Origin of the sequence: Anaerosporobacter mobilis DSM 15930, assembly GCF_900142955.1 — a bacterium.
GTDB classification, from domain to species: Bacteria; Bacillota; Clostridia; order Lachnospirales; family Lachnospiraceae; genus Anaerosporobacter; species Anaerosporobacter mobilis.
Genome location: NZ_FRCP01000017.1, coordinates 82,126 through 101,324 on the forward strand (window position 1 = coordinate 82,126; position 19,199 = coordinate 101,324).

Genomic DNA, 19,199 nt, shown 5'->3' on the forward strand with positions numbered 1-19,199 from the left:
TTCACATTATTCTAAACATTTGTATTTATTCAGAAATACAGCCATAATAACTATAATACTTTTTAACAAGAAATACATCAAATATTACAGTTGTTCATTTCCAAAATAATTAGTAAAATTTAAATTATACAAACTGTTATAATCCACTTGCAACGCTTTAGATATAGTGGCAAGTTTTTCAGTATCCATACCAATTTTATCAATTTTACTATACTCTTCAATTAATTCTAAAGGATTACATCCCATAATAGCTGACTGCTTATGAATTGTATGTAAATAGCTTGTATGAAATGAAGTTACTCCACATATAGTATCTATTGGATCAATACCTGTTTTTTTAACAAATGGTCGAACTAATTTATTACTTACCATTAATAATTTTTTATAATCGATATCTAAATCATAACCATATTTCTGCATACAAATAGTGAATAATTCAGTAGAAGCATTTCCTGCACTTCTTCCTAATCCTTGCAATGAACAATCTATCATTTCAATTCCAATACTTGCTGCGAATATACTATTAGACAATGCTAAACCCAAGTTGTTGTGAGCATGAAAACCTAGTCTAATATCAGACACTTTTCTTATAGCATTATAATAGTTTTCTATCTCATAAGGTAACATTCCTCCAGCTGAATCAACAATATAAACAACATCTGCTCCGTAGCTTTGTGAAATAGCAACTTGTTCAGCAAACTTTTCTGGTGCTAATGCATATGATTTCATATAATTTGCCATAACTTCTAAACCATAACTTTTAGCTATCTTTATATAAGGTTCCGATTTCTTAATCTCATCAACATTAGTTCCAATTCGTATAAATTTCATGCCAAGGCTCGCTGCTTTTTCGATATCACCATATGATGCAACCCCAGGGATGCAAAAAACCCCATATTTTGCATTTTTTATACTTCTTTGTGCGCTCTTTAAATATTCTTCATCAGAATTTAAAGATTGACCATTTTTAGGGCTACTTGCACCTAATCCCATTCCATGACCAATTTCTATATAATTATATCCCAATTTATCTAAAGCTCCACCGATCATCATAACATCTGCACATGAAAATTGAAAGTTTATAGCATAGCTTCCATCTCTCAATGTAACATCCATTATATTTATCTTTTTCATTTTATTCATCCTCTTTAATAAAGAATAACCTTTTTATTTTATAAAGTTTAATTTTTAATAGTAAGAAATCTTGGATCTGACTTTAGATTATCTGCAATTAAATTATAATATTCCCGGCAATTCATTAATTTCATATTGCCTTTACCCAAATTAACTGTTTTACTGACCCCCTCTTGTTTACAAGCTAAATCCAGCTTTCGAAAATCAGGCGCATCTTCAAGTTTTTCTAAATCATAAACAAAATGGACAAAATAATCTCGTCTTATTTCCCCACCATCTACCATCATCCCATTAAAAGCTTTTTTATAACGATATGTTACATTTTTTTGTTGTTCTACATAGTGTACAAATGTAGATCCACTATCAAAATTCATACATAATATTTTTCCATCAACATCCATCATTCTATCCCATATAGAGTTAAGACCAAATGATTCATTAGGAATATCTTTTATTAAATCATTAATTTTTTTACCAAAACCACATACTGAAAAATTTGCATCTCTAGATCTCTGATTAATATTTAATTTCCTTATATATTCTGATAACATACCACAACTAGATACACTTTCTTGTACATTAAATACTTCATTATGGCAAAAAGAGTATGTAAACGAAGGAACTATAATGGTTCCTTCATTACCTAATATCTCATTAAATGCCCTAACATATTCGTTGCATAAATCAGAAGCAGTTTTAACGTTTTGCATTTTACCATAATACCCTAAATTTGAATGAATAAATACCGTATCCCCCCTTTTTAGGCCAACATCATTTAATGCAATTAACAAATCTTCATAATTGTAATTATCCATATTATTATCCTCTACTCTTCAACACTATTCTTAATTGCATCAATTAGCCCTTGAATTGTTGCGAAGTTACGGTCTTCAAATTGTGTATTATCAAATTCGACTTGAAGTTCATCCTCAATATCGGAAATTAATTGAATAAATTGAAAAGAATCGATATAATTAAGATTAAAGTAATTTTCATTAATATTTTTTTCTAATTCCTTTTCATTTGCATCTGTATTTTTGCAAAACCAATCTACTATCCATTTCTTTACGTCCATCTCTATCTACCTTTCTATCAAAACTACTCTTGCCGGAGAACCATCAATATCTTTCAACTTTAATGGTAACGCTACAATTTCATATTGCTTATTAATATCAATAGTTGCCGTATTAGTTAGATACTCAATAATCACTACGTTATTTTGTAAAAGTTTTTTATGAACAGGTGAATCATTTTTTTCATATATTGCATTATTGGCATCTGGTGATGGGGTATCAAGTGCAATTAATTTCATACCATTCTCAATCAAATAATTAGCCGCTTCCATATCAAAATATGGGAACCCATTGTAATATTGTTCTGTCTTCCAATATTTATACCACCCAAATATAAAAAGCATTCTTTTTTTAATGTTAATCTGTTTTACCATATCCAACGTAACATATGTGTTCCTATCCAAATTAGTAAAATCAACTATTTCAATTTCTCCAATTAATAAATTTAAATCCATTTTATCAATTCCATGTGTATTATCATAAAAATGTAGTGGTGCATCCATATGCGTTCCTGTATGACTTCCTAAAACTATTCGACTTGTATTTCTTCCAACAGAATTTATTGTTCCTATTTTTTCTAACATAGGTTTCTGATGCCAAGAAGTTCCACAAGTTAAACATTCATTATCCACTGTAATGGTTAAATCAATAACATTCATCTTTATATCCCCTCATTATTTTTTATACTAATAAACTCAATAATTTCACCTGAATAACCAATCAAAAAGAATATACTTAATTCTTTATTATTAACTATAAGTTGATTTATCTCCGATACTTGATAACCTAATTTAAGTAATCTCTGTCTGTATTTGCTACTATTTATAACAATAAATGCTATCGATGTAAATCCATTAGCATCTAAATAACTGATTACCTCTGAATTATTTTCTTTTATTTCAACTAAAATATCTACGTTATCTAATATTGGATGCAATACCCATCTATCAGAATTATTTGTTTCTTTATTAAATCCTAAATCACTTAGTAATATTTCCGTTTTTTCTTTATTTGCTGTATTAATACTTATGACTGTATCTGATAGATTAAATACATTGCTATCTACTTCACAGCTGTCATAAGTTGTTAATTCAATTGGTAATCCCTTATCTTTATATAGCATTGTAATATTATGATATTTTTGTTTTTTATTCATTAATTCATTTTTTATTTCGATATTAAAAAGATTTTTTTCTTTAAACTTAACTTTATATTGAGGGAGCATATTCTTTACGTCATCCTCGTAAGCAGTTGCACACGTATACGTTATATGATCGAATTTTACTATCATTCTTCACCTCTAAACTGTTTATAAAATGAAGATATTAATTTGTTTTTATCAACCTTACCATTTAGATTCTTATAAATTTCAGTCATTTTCATAAAATAGTCAACTTTATAGTATTTACCCAACTCTTTAACTATAATATCATTTATTTCGCTTTCCAATAATATTTTATTTGATTTATACCAACATACAATTCTTTCTTCATTATTTGATATTATTGATGCTATATAACAATCACTTACATCACTTATTGATATTATTTTATTTTCTATATCACTAGGACTAATATTTATACCACCCTTTATTATTAAATCCTTTTTTCTTCCTTTTATAAATAATTTATTATCGCTAATAACCCCTAAATCTCCAGTTTTATAAAAGTCATCTATCATATAGTCCGACATATTGCAATCATAATATCCCTTCATAAGCCATGGTACCTTAACTAAAATCTGATTATCACTATCAAATTTTATAATCACATTATCAAGAATTTTTCCTACACTGCTATCTTTAATTTCATCATCATTACATTCCGTAGAAATAAATAATGTTTCCGATAAACCATAACTCTGCAATAATTTTACATCATATTTATTTTCGAATTTATTTCTAAGTTCTAAACTTAGTGGCGCTGTGCCTACCGATATAATAGGTTTATTACTTGCAAAATAATTTTTAACTTGTCCTTTTTTATCCATATATAATAAAACATGTAACATTGTAGGCGAAAACCAAAATGTATTTATACTATAACTCATAACATTTTTCCAAAAATGCAATGCTTGTTCTGCTGTAAATCTATTCATTATAACTATCTTTGATTTCATGATAAATGGCATGAAAATTGAATTTAAGATTCCAGCCATATATGTCATTGGCATAATATGCCCAAACACACAATTGTCCGTATACTTTAAACTTTTACCCATTATTATAGCTGCATAAAACAGGTTAAAAGCTGAGTGAACTACTCCTTTGGGATTTCCTGTACTACCAGATGTATATGTTATTAAATATGACTTATCAACATCCATATTTCTTATATAATAAAAAATCATTTTATTTGTTAATTCTTTCATGTCTTCAAAGTTCATAAACTCATTAACATTATTGATATTAACAAGTATACTATCATCGTGTGTTTGAATTATTTTATTTACTTCATCATCTTGTTTTAATGGATCTAGCGGTATTATTATTTTGTTACTGAAAAGACTTGAGAAATAAAATAAAAACAATTCTATACTATTATCTAATAACACAATATACTTATCAACACCGCATTTCCTTTGTTTTAGAGATATTTCATAAGCTAAGGAAAATAATTTTCTATACGTATATTGCTTATTGTTAATACTATCTACTACAAAAATTGAATCCATGTCTAAATTGTTAATTAGTTTAAGTATATATTGTTTATTAATTTCTTCTTTGTACATTTAAATTACTCCCATCAATATTAATAATACAATTGTAATAGCCGTATTTGATTTAAACTGCTGTACTTTAATTAATTTTACTTTTTGCAATATCAATTACAGCAATTACACAATGTCAAATCTGCTCTTAATTTCACTTGATAAATCTATCTCTTGAATCTTGCTACTATTAATATTCATATTATCTACCATAGAATATATATTCTCTTTAATACCTCTTAAGCAAAAATTACATATAGTATTTTCAATTTTATTTTCTATATGTTTTCTTCTTAATTCCACAAATTCCTTACTATATACAGCATCTTTTAGTTTTGTATTATTTAGGTCTGCAATAACGGTTAAATTACTTGTTACATCAAAGCAACAAGCCAATAAATCCCCTTTTTCATTAATTGTAATTCTATTAAATAACGACTTACATGGTAATTTTCCTACCAAATCATGTGTTATAGAATAATCTTCTTCCTTTAAGCATAAATATTCCTTAACCCCTTTAACACTTCTGTTAGCAATAACATTTGAGATAACCAACTCATCAACATAAGGTCCGTAAGTAGCTTCTATTTCTTTCTTTTCATTTTTATTGAATTCAGTTAGTATCGAGAACATGTATAACTTATAGTTCAGATTTTTTTCTTTTCTATACTGATACGCATATTTGATATTCTCATATACTCTTGAAAATGCATTAATTCCATGATGCTTTTCAAAGGTTTCTGGGTTTGAACCACTTACAGAAAACTTAATACTATCGATTCCTGCTGCCGCCAATTTTTCTAGATTTTTAGGAGTTAAAAGTATTCCATTTGTTGATATGTATACATACTTAAAACCTATTATATGTTTTAAGTAATGCACATAATCATATACTTTAGGATTCATTAACGGCTCAGCTGTTATATATAATCCTACATCCGTTATTCCCAAATCATATGCTTCCTTTGTAATTCGATAAAAGAACTCATCGTCTATTACTCTTTTATTTTTATGTGATCCTTTTGCATAATATTGACAATATATACACCTCTCATTACATTGACTAGTTATTTCTATATTAAGTGTACGCCCAATATATGATGGGTATAGATCATTATCAACAATAATTTGACTATTAATTTTATCCGTAATTGACATAAAGCCCTCCTAATTCTATTCACCAAACAATAATCAATAATATTTTTATTAAATGGACTTTAATGCCGAACGTAACTGTTCTACTGTAAGCCACTCTCTATTTGTTCCAGAGCTATACTCAAATCCTTCCTCTACCTTTTTTCCACCTGGTAAAATATCTCTTTGCAAATCAGCCCACTCATAATGAGGATAGATAATATAATGTTTAGCGTATTCATATGTTGTCCACGAATCATCCTTAGTTACCATAACTTCATGAAGTTTTTCACCTTCACGTATACCAAATTCATTAATTTCACAATCTTCTTTCATTGCTTTAGCTAAATCTCCTATATGAAATGATGGTATTTTAGAAATATAGGTCTCTCCACCTTTTGATTCCTCTAAAGCTTTAAACACTAATTCAACTCCTTGTTCAAGTGTAATCCAAAAACGAGTCATACGCATATCTGTAACACCAAGAACTTTTCCACCATCATCTATTATTTTGTTCCATATAGGAATAACTGAGCCTCTACTCCCTGCGACATTCCCATATCTAACAACTGAAAACCGTGTATCTTTATAACCTGTGTATGCATTTGCTGCTATAAATAATTTATCTGAAACTAACTTTGTCCCTCCATATAAATTAATAGGATTAACAGCTTTGTCTGTAGATAAAGCAACAACTCTTTTTACATTTCTATCCAATGCCGCATCAATAACATTCTGTGCTCCATGTATATTCGTCTTTACTGCTTCCATTGGATTGTATTCACATGTTGGAACTTGTTTCATTGCTGCTGCATGAATTACGTAATCCACATTCTCGAAGGCTCTAAATAATCTATCCTTATCTCTAACATCACCAATAAAGAATCTAACTTTAGACATATCAACTTTATCCGCATATTCCGTCTTCATAACGCTTTGCTTATATTCATCTCTTGAATATATAATTACTTTGTTTGGATTGTATCTCTTAAATATCATTTCTAGAAACTTTTTACCAAAGGATCCTGTTCCTCCAGTAATCAATATATTTTTTCCGTTTAACATCGTTGCGCCTCCAAGTATTTTTAATTTCAATTTTATTGCTATATGGTACAATGTTCAATTATCTTACTAAACAATGAGTAATTTCTTTTAAGAAAATCCAATATACCTTGTCCAATTATTTTATTCGCAAATCCATACACATGGTACAAATCTTTATAGACATTATCAAAATCATCAAATAATCCTGTAAAATCAATTAACCAATCATATTGGTTCTTATCTAATCGATACTCCTGCATAAACTCTTTTACTTGCTTGTTAATATGAATAGAATGATAATATATTAATTTTTCTTTTTCTTGTAAACACAATTCTTTTTTAGTGTAGATAATCGGCTGCAAAAAACAGTAATAATCAATACCTATAGATGTAGCCGCAGCGTGAAGCATTTTTGCCTGATCAATAAAATAACTATATTTACTTCCATAATACGGAATTCCAAAACACTTATTTTCTCTATCAATATTACTAAACTCTATACTGTTATTTTCGATAACTGTGCTCATTTTACCTACCATACTCTGCCAACTCGAAATAAATTCCGTCTTTTCTTTGTGTTTTTCCGCAATATTTAAACAACCAGAATATGAAATTACCAGGTTAGGTTTTAAAACAGACACATCTCTAATAAACTTAACAAATTCTTGTGAAATATTGTATCCAGCTGCGCCAGCATTCAATATCGATATCTGATTCGGGAAAATCTTATCTAATAATTTATATAAATAACACGGCCAACTTTCATCACCACTACCGCTTCCGGCATCGGTAGTTGAATTTCCCATCGCGATAATCTTATATTTTGCTTGTTTATAATCCCCATATTCTTTAAAACCCACTGCATATTCTGAAACTTTATATCGAAAGCTATAACCAAGGTTAATATCCATAACAGTTTCTCTATTGTATGTTTCATGCATAGAATATTTTAGGAAATTCTTTACTTCATAGCCTTTTTTTATAATCCGCTCATTAATTAAATTATCTATATTATCATAATACAATATTTCATATTGATTTTCTGCTCCTCCTAAGTTAATTATATCTTCAATATCATTACAATATATACATGTTATATTTAAAAATTCAAAAAATTGTTTCATTATTTCCAGTTCACTTAGCGAACCTATTGCAGCAAATTTTTTACCTTCCAATATACTTTTAGTCATGTCAAACACAGAATTTTTACTAATCATTTTACCGTCAGATACAATTAATTTTTTTCGCCACTTTAAAGTATCCATAACAATTTCCATATTTGAATTCGAAAGTTCTTTTTCTAATATCCGATAATTTTCATCATTAATTATAACTTCATTTTCACCAAGAATGTACGGAATAATAATATCTTCCAGTTCTATTACCTTCAAACTATTCTTTGTAATTAAATAATTATAAACACTTTTAGGGACTATTAGATGATCATCGTCAGTATTACAGACACAATACTCCTGTAACGTAATAACCTCCCTAAAAAAACACTTAATTCCATCGCTTTGATAATCCACTACAAATTTTTTAACTCTAATCCCTAGTTGTAAACAATAGAAAAATATCTCCAAACTCTCATAACCCAATCCAAAAATAGAAAACTCCTTACCATCAACATTTTTTCTATTAACTTCATATGAGAATTTCATAATTCACCTCCATGTTATAATAATCATATCAAATGAATATTATACAATTTGTTTTCTGCAATTACATTTACCATATTATTAATTGTATTTTTATCACATTCTTTATCGAATTCGCCAGATATCCACTGCAGCTCCGACTCTTGAAATTTGGACTTATTACTTAATATTCCACTGCGTATTATATAAAACAATGCCAAAGCTTTTTCTCTTTCTTTGCATGTGTAATTCTTCATACGTAAAGCTCTCTCTATATTATCGAAATAATTACGCTTGGAATCAGAATTAATTACAAACTCTTCATTTTCATAAAAACAACTTGTATGAAGTATTACAGGTTTATTCATTATTGCAGCTTCAATACCTATAGTAGATGAAAACGGTAAAATTACTTTACTGTTTTCAATAAGATTATATATATTCACCATTTCATTCTTGCTCGAATAAATTATTCTTTCTCCATCTATGTATTGAGATAATAAATCTGCATAACTAGAATAATTAAGTTGTAATAAAGGCGGTGCTGCAGGACTTTCTCTTATTAGGACTTTCGCATTCGTATTTCTATAAAGATAATCTACAGTCTCAATTATCCACTCTTCAGGTGAAGAAAATATTTTATCTAAACCCAAAACCGCTCCATCGAACATTAAGTTTAACGGAATTAAGATATCATACTTTATATCACTATCGAACTCATTATACTTTACAAGTTGTTTAAAACCTTCTATACCTTCATTTAGGATTTTTCTATTATTAAATAGTTCTTCTCCTAATCTGCTAAATTCAGATAATCTAAGATTATTTAAACTTAATTTATTCTTAAGATCATAATGCCAACAGGCTGGATAATCAGTTGACCAACAATCAGCATCATAACTAGGTACTCGTATGCCCAAAGAATGACCAAGGTATGTGTAATCCCAACCTCGATCTATCACTCCAAACCTAACAGCAATTGTCTGATATTCATTGTTTGTTAAAAAAGCTTTAATCGACATAACATGCTTTTTAATTTCTTTTCTTATTATCTGCTCTTTTTCTTTATCTATATGATTAATTGCACGTTTATATCCCACGTAAGCACAATAATGGTTTGCTGTATCACGCACATTTTTATTAATTTCTTTATAGTCACTTTCTGTCAATTCCATACACGTTTCTTCTAAACAAACATAATTAACGCTCTTATAAATATTCTTAATATTATTCAAAGTTTCTTTTATTAGCTCTTTCATGAATTCAGTTAAACCTTCAAAATTATTTATATCGGAAAAATTTCCAACAAAATCCAAAATTAAATCAACGTTATAATTTTTCATTTTTAAGATTAAGTATAATGTTATCTGGAAAAACATTTTTTGCATCGTTAATTCACCAAAGACTACAATACCAATTTTATCGTAATTACCATGCTGTTTTTCTAATTTTTCTGGTTTTATCGTTTTTACAAAATTGATATAATCAAGTGATGTATTAATCGCCTTAGTATATAAGAAATATTTTTCAAAATCTGAATATATATTAACAAAATCAACGTCTTCTCTCAAACCATAGCCTTCAAGCTGTCTTTTTATCGATAATATATGTCTACTTACTATAACAACAAAAACATTATGCATTGATACAATTTCGTTTGGATTAATAATTACTACATCTTCTATCTTTTTTCCCCATTTTTTTTTATCATTATCTGCAAAATAATTAATTCTATAGTTAGTAGGTAAATTTTTTAATAGTATTTCTCCAGCTGTACCTGCACCAAAACAAACTATTGTTTTTTCTGTTCTTGGCATTGGTATTTTACTTACTATTGCATCAACGTTTAATTCAACCTTCATATAACCTCCTTTATAAAATACAATCACTTACTTTTTTCTATCAGTTCATACTATTAAAAATAAACCTTCAAAAAATATATAAAGATATTTTAATTTAGTATTTTCAGACTCTTAAATTACGTTCAATTGTAATATTATAGTTCACACTATATCCACGATACTGTAATATTCGCTCATAATCTTCAATAAAATCTACTTCAGCCCAAAACCTTCCTATAACATCACGAACATATATTTCCTTTTCACCTACATAAGAGTACAAAACATCTTCCCACCACATAAAATGTTTATTCGATCTAATTAATTCTTCTAAGCGCTTATGAAAACAAGGTAAAAACTCTTTATTAATTTTTGCAACACCTACATATTCTCCTGATATATCTTCTCCCTCAAGTTCTTTTCCAAACTTGATTAATTGATTATCCTCATAATAGAATTTATAATCTGCTTCTTCCTTTCTCGTACTATCAGAAAATAATATCGGACTTTTATCTTCCAAAAAAATCGCATCTAAAAGTTTTGGCTCTAAAAATACATCTGCGTTTAACAAAAGTATATCATCATCAATAAAATCTTTAGCAAACCATGTAGACGCAATACTATTTGTAACATCATAAAAATAATTATAGTAAAACTTAATAGGGTATTCTTTTAATAACTCTTCTAATATTTCAGCACGGTAACCAAGTACCATTGCAATTTCAGTTACTCCTCTTTTTTGTAATTCTTCTATAGTATATTCTATTAGCTTGATTCCACCAATGTCGACAGTACACTTAGGTTTTCCTTCAATATACCTACTAATTCTTGTTCCTCTACCAGCTGCCATAATTAACGCTTTCATAAATTACCCTCCCTCTACTAACGTCTTATTACAAAATAGTAGTCTAAGGTTTCTCTTCGATTTTTCAAAGTTTCTTCAAACAAAGCACCTTCGTTAACAATTTCAAAACCATCTTCCCCAAATATTGTTTCAATTAATCTTCTATATTCACTTATACTACGATAAATTGCAGTATAATTTTGTGTTAGACTTTCCGAATAGATTTGGTTTAACGTGAGTCGTTCATCTAAGGCCATACTCTCCTTTATGTAAATCTCACAAGATTCCTTACACAAAGCTGCAACATCTACTAGCCCTTTTTTTAAATCAGAGTCATTTAAATACATCATAACACCGTTTATAAATATCTTATCAAATTTAGTATTTTCTTCTTCCTTACTTAAGCAAGATAAAATCTCTTGAAAAGATCCATGAATTAATTTCTTATTGTTATATGACTCCAAATTCTTCTTCGCTATATTAAGTAAATTTTTACTATAATCAATACCAATGTAGCGAACCCCTCTTTCTAATATAAACTCTCCCCATCTACCAATTCCACATCCAATATCTAGTAACATCTCCTCCTTATTCCATGTTAGAAGATTACTTATTTTTTGTTTTTCCTGTGAGTCACGTAGTATCGCTAACTCAGGATTTTCATCTTGAAATAGTACATAGTTATACTTATGTTTCAACTCTTTACCATTCCCTCTATGTTCAAAAAACTCTAAAGTATTTTCATAGCTTATATCTATTTTATTTCCAGAAACTCTATTCTCCATAACTTCACCTACAATATGTTTTTATTTTTCATATCTATTAATGCTTGTATTAGTTTATCATTATCTTCAATACTTATATTTCCTATATGTCCAACTCTAAAAAGAGAATCTTTTAACTCTCCCCCATTAGGACATACCCATATACCATACTCGGTTTCTAATCTATTAAAGATGTCGTTTGCTCCCAGTTTACCTAGTGGTCTTAGAGGTGTTACAGCATTAGAAAGGCTATCTGATGGAATTTCAAAAGGTAACAATTTAATTTTTTTTCTAAAATCCTCTGCTACTTTTCTTACAGTACATATTTGCTTTTCTATACCTTTATGACGCAAATCTAATAGACGTTTGTTCATTTGTATTAGGGTACCCACTGCTGGTGTAAATGGTGTTTGTCCTCTTTCGCCATTTATTAAATATTCTTTTAAATCAAAATATAAAGATTGTACTTTATTTTTATTAATTCTATCAACTGCATCAACATTCATAACGATGATAGCTATTCCTGGTGGCAAGGCTAAAGCTTTTTGACTAGCTGTTATTAATAGATTAATTCCCCATTCCTCCATTTTAATTTCATCAGCTAAAAACGAACTAATGGCATCCACTAATAAAAAGCAGTTATTTCTTTTACAAAACTCACTCACTAAAGGCATATCATACAAGACTCCTGTTGAGGTCTCATGCATATTTATTATAAACCCAGTATATCCTTTGCTTTCGTAAGGTTCTAAATGAGTCGTTTTTAGACTTTCACCATATCTGAGTCTTATTTCCGTGTAAGATATATTGTGTATATCACAAAGCTTAACAAATCTCTCACCAAACCCTCCGCCGTTTACGACCAATACTTTATCGTTCCTAGTAAAGGAATTCATCAATGCTGCTTCCATTGCTGATGTTCCAGAACCTGTCAGAAATATCACTCGACCATTCTCATTACATCTTAATAGTAATTTCATACACTTTTCATTTTCTTTCATTAGTTCTGAGAACTCTTGTGTTCTAAAATAAGGTATATTATTCGATCCTATCTTTTTTATATCAGGATCCATCATAACTGGTCCTACTGTAAAATTTAATTTGTTATACGAAGAATATTTCATATATTACACTTCCTTTGCTTTTTCCCAAAAATCAGGAAAAGACGTATCATAATTATTCTCAATATATTCAGCAATTTCTTTTCCCTCTCTTGTTGTAATAATATTTTCTTCAAGATTATCCAATCTATAGACCTCTTTTTTTCCTGTCCCCGTTACTATATAAATCTTTGTTTTTGTACAGAAACAACTAATTCCCTCGATATAATCCATATATCCTTTTTCTTTTGCTAAATCTCGTAGTTTCTTATTCTGAACATAATAATATTGATACTGAACAACTTCCCTATTAGGAATTACTATTCTATTGCTTTCTACTACCTCTTTCATTATTTTATTAAAATCAAGCATACTTATCAAGTTATTATAAACTCCTGCTTTAACCTTATTACTACTAATGAAAAATGTAACATGACTAACTCGATCCGGTTCCTTATAATACATATAAAAAGGTACCGATTTTGATTCATCATATACAGGTTGAGAATGATCTGCAAAAAATACTGTTAACATATCATCACAAAAGAATTTTTTATAAAATTGAAATACATTTCTTATATAATTTTGACAATCTTCATATTGATCAAGTATAAAATCATCCATTTTTTCCAATCCCACATCAGAAAATTGTTTTATTATAGGCGGTTTTCGCATAAAACCACTTAACATTGGAAAATGTAACTCCCATGGATAATACAGAAAATTAAAGGTAGGTACTTTACTATCTGCCATGTCACATATAACAGCCCATAATTTTTCACACATATGTAAATGCTCTACACTTTTTATTTTATCAGAAGGACGCATAATTAAATAATCTTTAGCTACATAAAAAGATATTGGATATTTTTTCTTGCAAATTGTTGACAGCAAATCAAACTCATCAAAGTCAAACATAAAGTTATTATTTTCATATACATTTTCTTGAAAAGATAGTTTTTGTTTAATCGTACCAATCATACTTTCATATGTAGCAGGCCCCGTAGAATAAGCATGTGTAAAAATAGCTGCTTTTTCCTGATATTCCTCAAACATATTAAGCTTTATATTACCTTCATGATCTGTTTTATAAACGTCAATTGCTCTCAATGAGTCTATTAAATGTATAATAATATCATCTTTTCTTTTCGATGTTATGTTCTTAAGATTATTCAATAAATCCTTAATCTCTTCAATCATGTTCTTTACATTCTTACGATCATTAAATTCTTGATTTATATATATATCAGCAAAGTAAAAAGCATAATAAAAATCTCTTATCTTTAAATATTGAGCAATTAATTCATGTAAAGAGGCTTTTTTTTCTACTTTATCTGCTGTATTCTCATAGTTATTCTTCAGTCGATATAGCTCAGTATATACATTATGTTCACTAAAAAAATTGTAATCAACTACAAAACCAGCTTCTTTTAATTCACCATAGATATCAATATATTCACATTTAGGGGCTACTTTTTTCAAATTATCTTTAATTGAATCAGCGCTTCCTTTTGTTGCAATAATTACGATTTCAATATTTTTATCAATAACCTCTTCTGGTGCAATTATTGGATATCCTAAAAAAACATCTCCCTGAAAGTTAACATCCGAATCTATTAGATACTCTAACTTAGGTAAATTCAAAATATACTTATTAATAATAACCGCACAATGGCTATTTACAGCATTCTTTTTACCTACTCCCCATATTGCAGTTTTTTTGTTCGCACATCTTCTACTTAATAAATCTAAAATAAAATTATGAATCATTTTGCTATCACTAATTGCTCTCGCTTGAAAATTGTACCTTTTAATTATGTCCTCTAATTTTTCATTAAAGTTCCAACTCATATAGTTCACCTCTGTTTATCAATCAATATTCTTAAATCCTTATAATTTTACATATTTCACCATATAGCTTTTCTGACCATAAACCATCTTCTTCAATAAACATTTTTTTCTTAAGTAAGTTACGTTCACCCTGTTCTTTATTACACTCGGATTCATTCTTTATATTTTCTAATGCTTGTTTCAACTCAAGCCAATTAGAAACCTTTTTCCCAGGTGTAACTTCATTATAATTAAAATACATTTCTCTTGAATTACTTAAATATTCTTTCATGTCATAATTAAAAAATATTAATGGTCTATTTAATAATAAATAATCAAAGTAAATTGAAGAGTAATCTGTTATAAGAACATCTGCATAGGGTAAAAATACATAAGGATCCAAACTTGATTCTATTACACAGATATTTTTACATTCTAAGTTAATAAACTCTTTTTCAAGTTTAGATTTTGGGTGTAGTTTTATCAATAGTAAGACATTTTCTAATTTTAGATATTCTTTTAAATCTATCATATCCATCTTATCAAAAAATTTAATTTCACTATCTCGAAAAGTTGGCATGTATAACAAAGTTTTACTGAATGATCTAGATTCTATAGTATTCAAGTATTTTTTTTCATCAAAGTCCAGTATGTTCTCAATTTGATTGGAATTTATAATATCATTTCTTGGATATCCTATAGGTAACACATGATTTGTTCTAAACGCAGATGCAAAAATATTTCTTAATTCCTCAGAAGTAGTTAATACATAATCAGATGGTTTTTCATCTGACAACCTCCTCAAGCGATATTTAAACTTATTCCACACATTATCTGGATGTCGAACTTTATCATGTACATTATCCATTTGAATTTTTTTTAGCGGAATTCCATGCCACATATTAATTTTTATAGCTCCGCCTGACAGCCAAAAACTAATATCTTTTGAATAATTATCGTACAAGTAAACTTTTGCTCTCAAGCAATACCATATGCCTTTAATATTTCTCGCATAATATGCTTCATATCCATTCTCATTTAAAAAATTAATTACTTTCTTGTTTTTACTAATCCAAATTGCTTTCACATTCTCATTCTGGAATTGATTAAGATACAAATAAAAATACCTAGGATTATCTGCAAACCTTCTTCCAAATGTACTTCCTAATAGCCATATATCTTTTTTTCTAGGAATAAGAAATGAAAGACCATATATAGGTAATAAAAATACCTGTGACCAATATTTAATGTTATTAATAATGTTTTTCATACATAATACCTCAAAAATGGACAAAAAGTGCCAGGAGATGCTACTAACATAACCTCCTGACACAATTAAATCTTAATATAACTTAATTATATTATAACTCGTCCATGATATGTAGCAACCTCATCCTTGAAAATTTTACATTACATATCTATTATCGACAGTTTATACTTATTTCTTAACCCTTACATCTTGATTAGAGATTAAATACATTTCCAAAATAACATTTATAACCAGCTTAAATCATGTGATATATTACCATCTTCTCAAAATAGTCTTTCTCTCAATTGGATCTAATTTACTAATTCTAGGATCCTCATAATAAGAATCACTCTTTACGTGAGTGGTTGAAACTTCTTCAAATATTGCACCCTTTGTAGAAGTGAACGAATGCTTTTCACCACGTAATACAGTTTGAATATCTCCAGGCTTCATATATCTTTCCTTACCTTCAATATTAACTAACAAATCCCCATATAATAATTGGAATGTCTCTTCCTTCACTTTATGCGCATGGATCGGGTGCTTTTGTCCAGGTAATACAATTAATAATTTCTTGCAATATTCTCTATTAATAATACTAATGATAATCGCACCAATTTGTCTAAAGTGTTGCATTCCAAAATGGTGTGAAAGTTCAACTTCGAAATCCTCTCCTAATGCAATCCCTGCCTCATAAAGCATACCTTTCGCATCATGAATAACACTTCTCACTTGACTTATTTGTGTAACTTTTCTTTTTTCATGAAGTTCTTCATTGACTTTATAATCTTTACTCGCAATAATCCCTTCGATAAATTCACCACTATTCATTTGCTTGTCATGGCATGGCATAGCAAAGAATACGTCTTCTCTATGAATTTCTTCACCTGCTTTTATATTTTTATTAAGATAGACCCCACGCATAAGCGAATTCAAAGAGTCAATTTCCTCTTGGCTTACATATTTATCATTTTCTTTCTTTGTTGTACACATAGACTTTGCATTAACTGCTGCTTGAACCCAACGATCGGCTTGTTCAGGATTCATTGAATACGAATTAAGAGTAATTGTTTCAGTTGGCAACCCAACATGTCTCTCTAAAATTCGTGCACCTTTCGCTACCGCTAACATTGGGACTGTATTATCATCTGGGTCTTCATGTCCAGAATATCCGATCGTTACTTCTGGGTAACGACGATTCATACGGTCAATAAAATCCAATTGTAATCTTTCCATTGGTGCTGGATATTCGGCAACACAGTGTAAGAAAGCAAATTCACACCCTTTATGAGTGAAGAAATTATATAATTTATCAATATCAGATAATGTCTTACCTCCTGTTGATATTATAATAGGTTTTTGCGTTCTTGCGACTTCTGTAAGAAACGGCCAATCAAGTGCGCTACAACTTGCTACTTTAATAATATCGACTCCTTGATCCATACACCAACCAACACTATCCTCATCAAATGGTGTAACCATTGTAATCATTCCTTCTTCACGAACTGCGTCTACTAGTTGTGTGAATTGATCATATGTAAGACGAGTACTCATAAATCTTGGTATATGATTTACATCTGTTCTATCTTTATAATCAGGATGAATAAAAGTATCCAAATTTCTATACTGTAATTTTACTGCAGCCTTAATATTATGTTTACGCGCAATTTTCCCCATAGCATGAATGATATCAATACCATGTTCTACACTTCCTTGATGACTATTAGCCATCTCAAAGATAAATAAATCATCAAAAATATGATTTTGTTTTTCCATCATAAACTCCTCTCGTTCACAAAGAATATCAAATATTATTTGATATTCTATTTATCAAGAAACATCTCTAACAATACATTCATATCAATAAATTTATCATCAATATAATAATCGGCATTTGGCTTGCCAAAATTAAGCTCATGATACTTTACTCCCCATTTTGATAGTTGATTTTTAGTAACCTCAGACCAATCCATGCCCGTTACATACCCTCTTGCAGTAAAAAGAATAATCTCATTGCCCATATCATATAATTTATTCACTACTTCAATCATGGTAGAATTGGCTTCTGATAATTCATAATTATTATTAGGCTCTAATTTTGCTATAACGCCATCAATATCAAATACAAAGCGTTTACCACCGTTGGTAATTCTAAGCTGATTCTTTGCACGTTCTAGTTCTTCCTCTGTATCGATATCATAGTTATCTTCCATCTCATAACCTAATATTGTTTTTCCAGACATCGAACGTTCTTCTAATATAACCCGTCCTCGTACTACATCAATACATGCATTCTGATAATATGCTATCGGCAATTCTTGACGTGGCATATTATAACACTCTGGAATATCTGTTGCAATCGGTAGAATGGTACCATTTTCACCTTTCTTCCACATCTTATAGGGAATTTCAGTTGCCATAACCATACTCCGTACAGAGTCCGCATATTCATTCTCCTGTAACATCATAATCATTCGATCGATATCCTCAGGATTTCTTATTGGATAAGTAGGTCTTAATTGAACTACTATATCAGCTTCGTAACCTTCTGTCTTTTTTAGATACATAAGGCAATGATAAAACACATCAATATCAAGAGATGTATCTTCAGCAAATTCAGCTGGACGAATAAAAGGTGTTTCGGCGCCATATTCTCTTGCAATCTTTGCATATTCTTCACTATCTGTACTAACAATAACTCGATTAATCAGTTTAGACCGTAATGCATGTTCGATCGAATAGGAAATCATTGGTTTTCCATTAATTAGTCGTATATTTTTATGCGGTACACTTTTCGAGCCACTTCTTGCTGGTATTATCGCGAGTATATTCACCTTACT

17 protein-coding genes are annotated in these 19,199 nt (G+C 29.1%); all 17 read right to left on the reverse strand.

The annotated features are described in order from the left end of the window. Nucleotides 1-84: 84 nt before the first annotated feature. The gene (locus tag BUB90_RS16395; protein WP_073289526.1) at nt 85-1,134 is read right to left on the reverse strand and encodes a 4-hydroxy-2-oxovalerate aldolase; all 1,050 of its coding nucleotides are present in this window, start codon (nt 1,132-1,134) and stop codon (nt 85-87) included. A 47-nt stretch (nt 1,135-1,181) separates the two neighbouring features. Beyond that, on the reverse strand, nt 1,182-1,949 hold the full coding sequence (locus BUB90_RS16400; protein ID WP_073289527.1) for an AAC(3) family N-acetyltransferase: 768 nt from the start codon (nt 1,947-1,949) through the stop codon (nt 1,182-1,184). A gap of 11 nt (nt 1,950-1,960) precedes the next feature. Then, nucleotides 1,961-2,209, reverse strand: coding sequence for an acyl carrier protein (locus tag BUB90_RS16405; RefSeq protein WP_073289528.1), 249 nt, complete (start codon nt 2,207-2,209; stop codon nt 1,961-1,963). Between the two features lie 6 nt (nt 2,210-2,215). Continuing rightward, nucleotides 2,216-2,866, reverse strand: a complete 651-nt coding sequence (locus tag BUB90_RS16410) for a cyclase family protein (protein ID WP_073289529.1) — start codon at nt 2,864-2,866, stop codon at nt 2,216-2,218. A 2-nt stretch (nt 2,867-2,868) separates the two neighbouring features. Continuing rightward, entirely contained in the window at nt 2,869-3,498 is a 630-nt protein-coding gene (locus tag BUB90_RS16415; RefSeq protein ID WP_073289530.1) for a hypothetical protein, read from the reverse strand. After that, on the reverse strand, nt 3,495-4,937 hold the full coding sequence (locus BUB90_RS16420; protein WP_073289531.1) for a class I adenylate-forming enzyme family protein: 1,443 nt from the start codon (nt 4,935-4,937) through the stop codon (nt 3,495-3,497). Before BUB90_RS16420 ends, BUB90_RS16415 begins: the two co-directional genes overlap by 4 nt. A gap of 105 nt (nt 4,938-5,042) precedes the next feature. Continuing rightward, on the reverse strand, nt 5,043-6,074 hold the full coding sequence (locus tag BUB90_RS16425; protein WP_073289532.1) for a radical SAM/SPASM domain-containing protein: 1,032 nt from the start codon (nt 6,072-6,074) through the stop codon (nt 5,043-5,045). A 48-nt stretch (nt 6,075-6,122) separates the two neighbouring features. Beyond that, nucleotides 6,123-7,115, reverse strand: coding sequence for a UDP-N-acetylglucosamine 4,6-dehydratase (inverting) (pseB, locus tag BUB90_RS16430; RefSeq protein ID WP_073289533.1), 993 nt, complete (start codon nt 7,113-7,115; stop codon nt 6,123-6,125). A gap of 38 nt (nt 7,116-7,153) precedes the next feature. Next, entirely contained in the window at nt 7,154-8,755 is a 1,602-nt protein-coding gene (locus tag BUB90_RS16435; RefSeq protein WP_073289534.1) for an SGNH/GDSL hydrolase family protein, read from the reverse strand. Nucleotides 8,756-8,778: 23 nt separating this feature from the next. Next, nucleotides 8,779-10,593 (reverse strand): hypothetical protein, encoded by a 1,815-nt coding sequence (locus BUB90_RS16440; protein WP_073289535.1) that lies wholly within the window; start codon nt 10,591-10,593, stop codon nt 8,779-8,781. 103 nt (nt 10,594-10,696) lie between these two features. Beyond that, nucleotides 10,697-11,437 carry a phosphocholine cytidylyltransferase family protein gene (locus tag BUB90_RS16445; RefSeq protein ID WP_073289536.1) on the reverse strand — a complete coding sequence of 247 codons (741 nt, stop codon included), beginning with the start codon at nt 11,435-11,437 and terminating at the stop codon, nt 10,697-10,699. A gap of 17 nt (nt 11,438-11,454) precedes the next feature. Further along, nucleotides 11,455-12,201, reverse strand: coding sequence for a class I SAM-dependent methyltransferase (locus BUB90_RS16450; RefSeq protein ID WP_073289537.1), 747 nt, complete (start codon nt 12,199-12,201; stop codon nt 11,455-11,457). A gap of 8 nt (nt 12,202-12,209) precedes the next feature. Next, a complete protein-coding gene (locus tag BUB90_RS16455) occupies nt 12,210-13,304 on the reverse strand; it encodes a pyridoxal-phosphate-dependent aminotransferase family protein (RefSeq protein ID WP_207650251.1) in 1,095 nt (364 codons plus the stop codon). A gap of 3 nt (nt 13,305-13,307) precedes the next feature. After that, nucleotides 13,308-15,131: a hypothetical protein gene (locus tag BUB90_RS16460; protein ID WP_073289538.1), complete on the reverse strand. Its 1,824-nt coding sequence runs from the start codon at nt 15,129-15,131 to the stop codon at nt 13,308-13,310. Between the two features lie 31 nt (nt 15,132-15,162). Further along, nucleotides 15,163-16,380: a CDP-glycerol glycerophosphotransferase family protein gene (locus BUB90_RS16465; protein ID WP_073289539.1), complete on the reverse strand. Its 1,218-nt coding sequence runs from the start codon at nt 16,378-16,380 to the stop codon at nt 15,163-15,165. 252 nt (nt 16,381-16,632) lie between these two features. Further along, nucleotides 16,633-18,135, reverse strand: a complete 1,503-nt coding sequence (locus BUB90_RS16470) for an N-acetylneuraminate synthase family protein (RefSeq protein ID WP_170865521.1) — start codon at nt 18,133-18,135, stop codon at nt 16,633-16,635. 47 nt (nt 18,136-18,182) lie between these two features. Further along, nucleotides 18,183-19,193: an acylneuraminate cytidylyltransferase family protein gene (locus BUB90_RS16475; protein ID WP_073289541.1), complete on the reverse strand. Its 1,011-nt coding sequence runs from the start codon at nt 19,191-19,193 to the stop codon at nt 18,183-18,185. Nucleotides 19,194-19,199 lie beyond the last annotated feature (6 nt).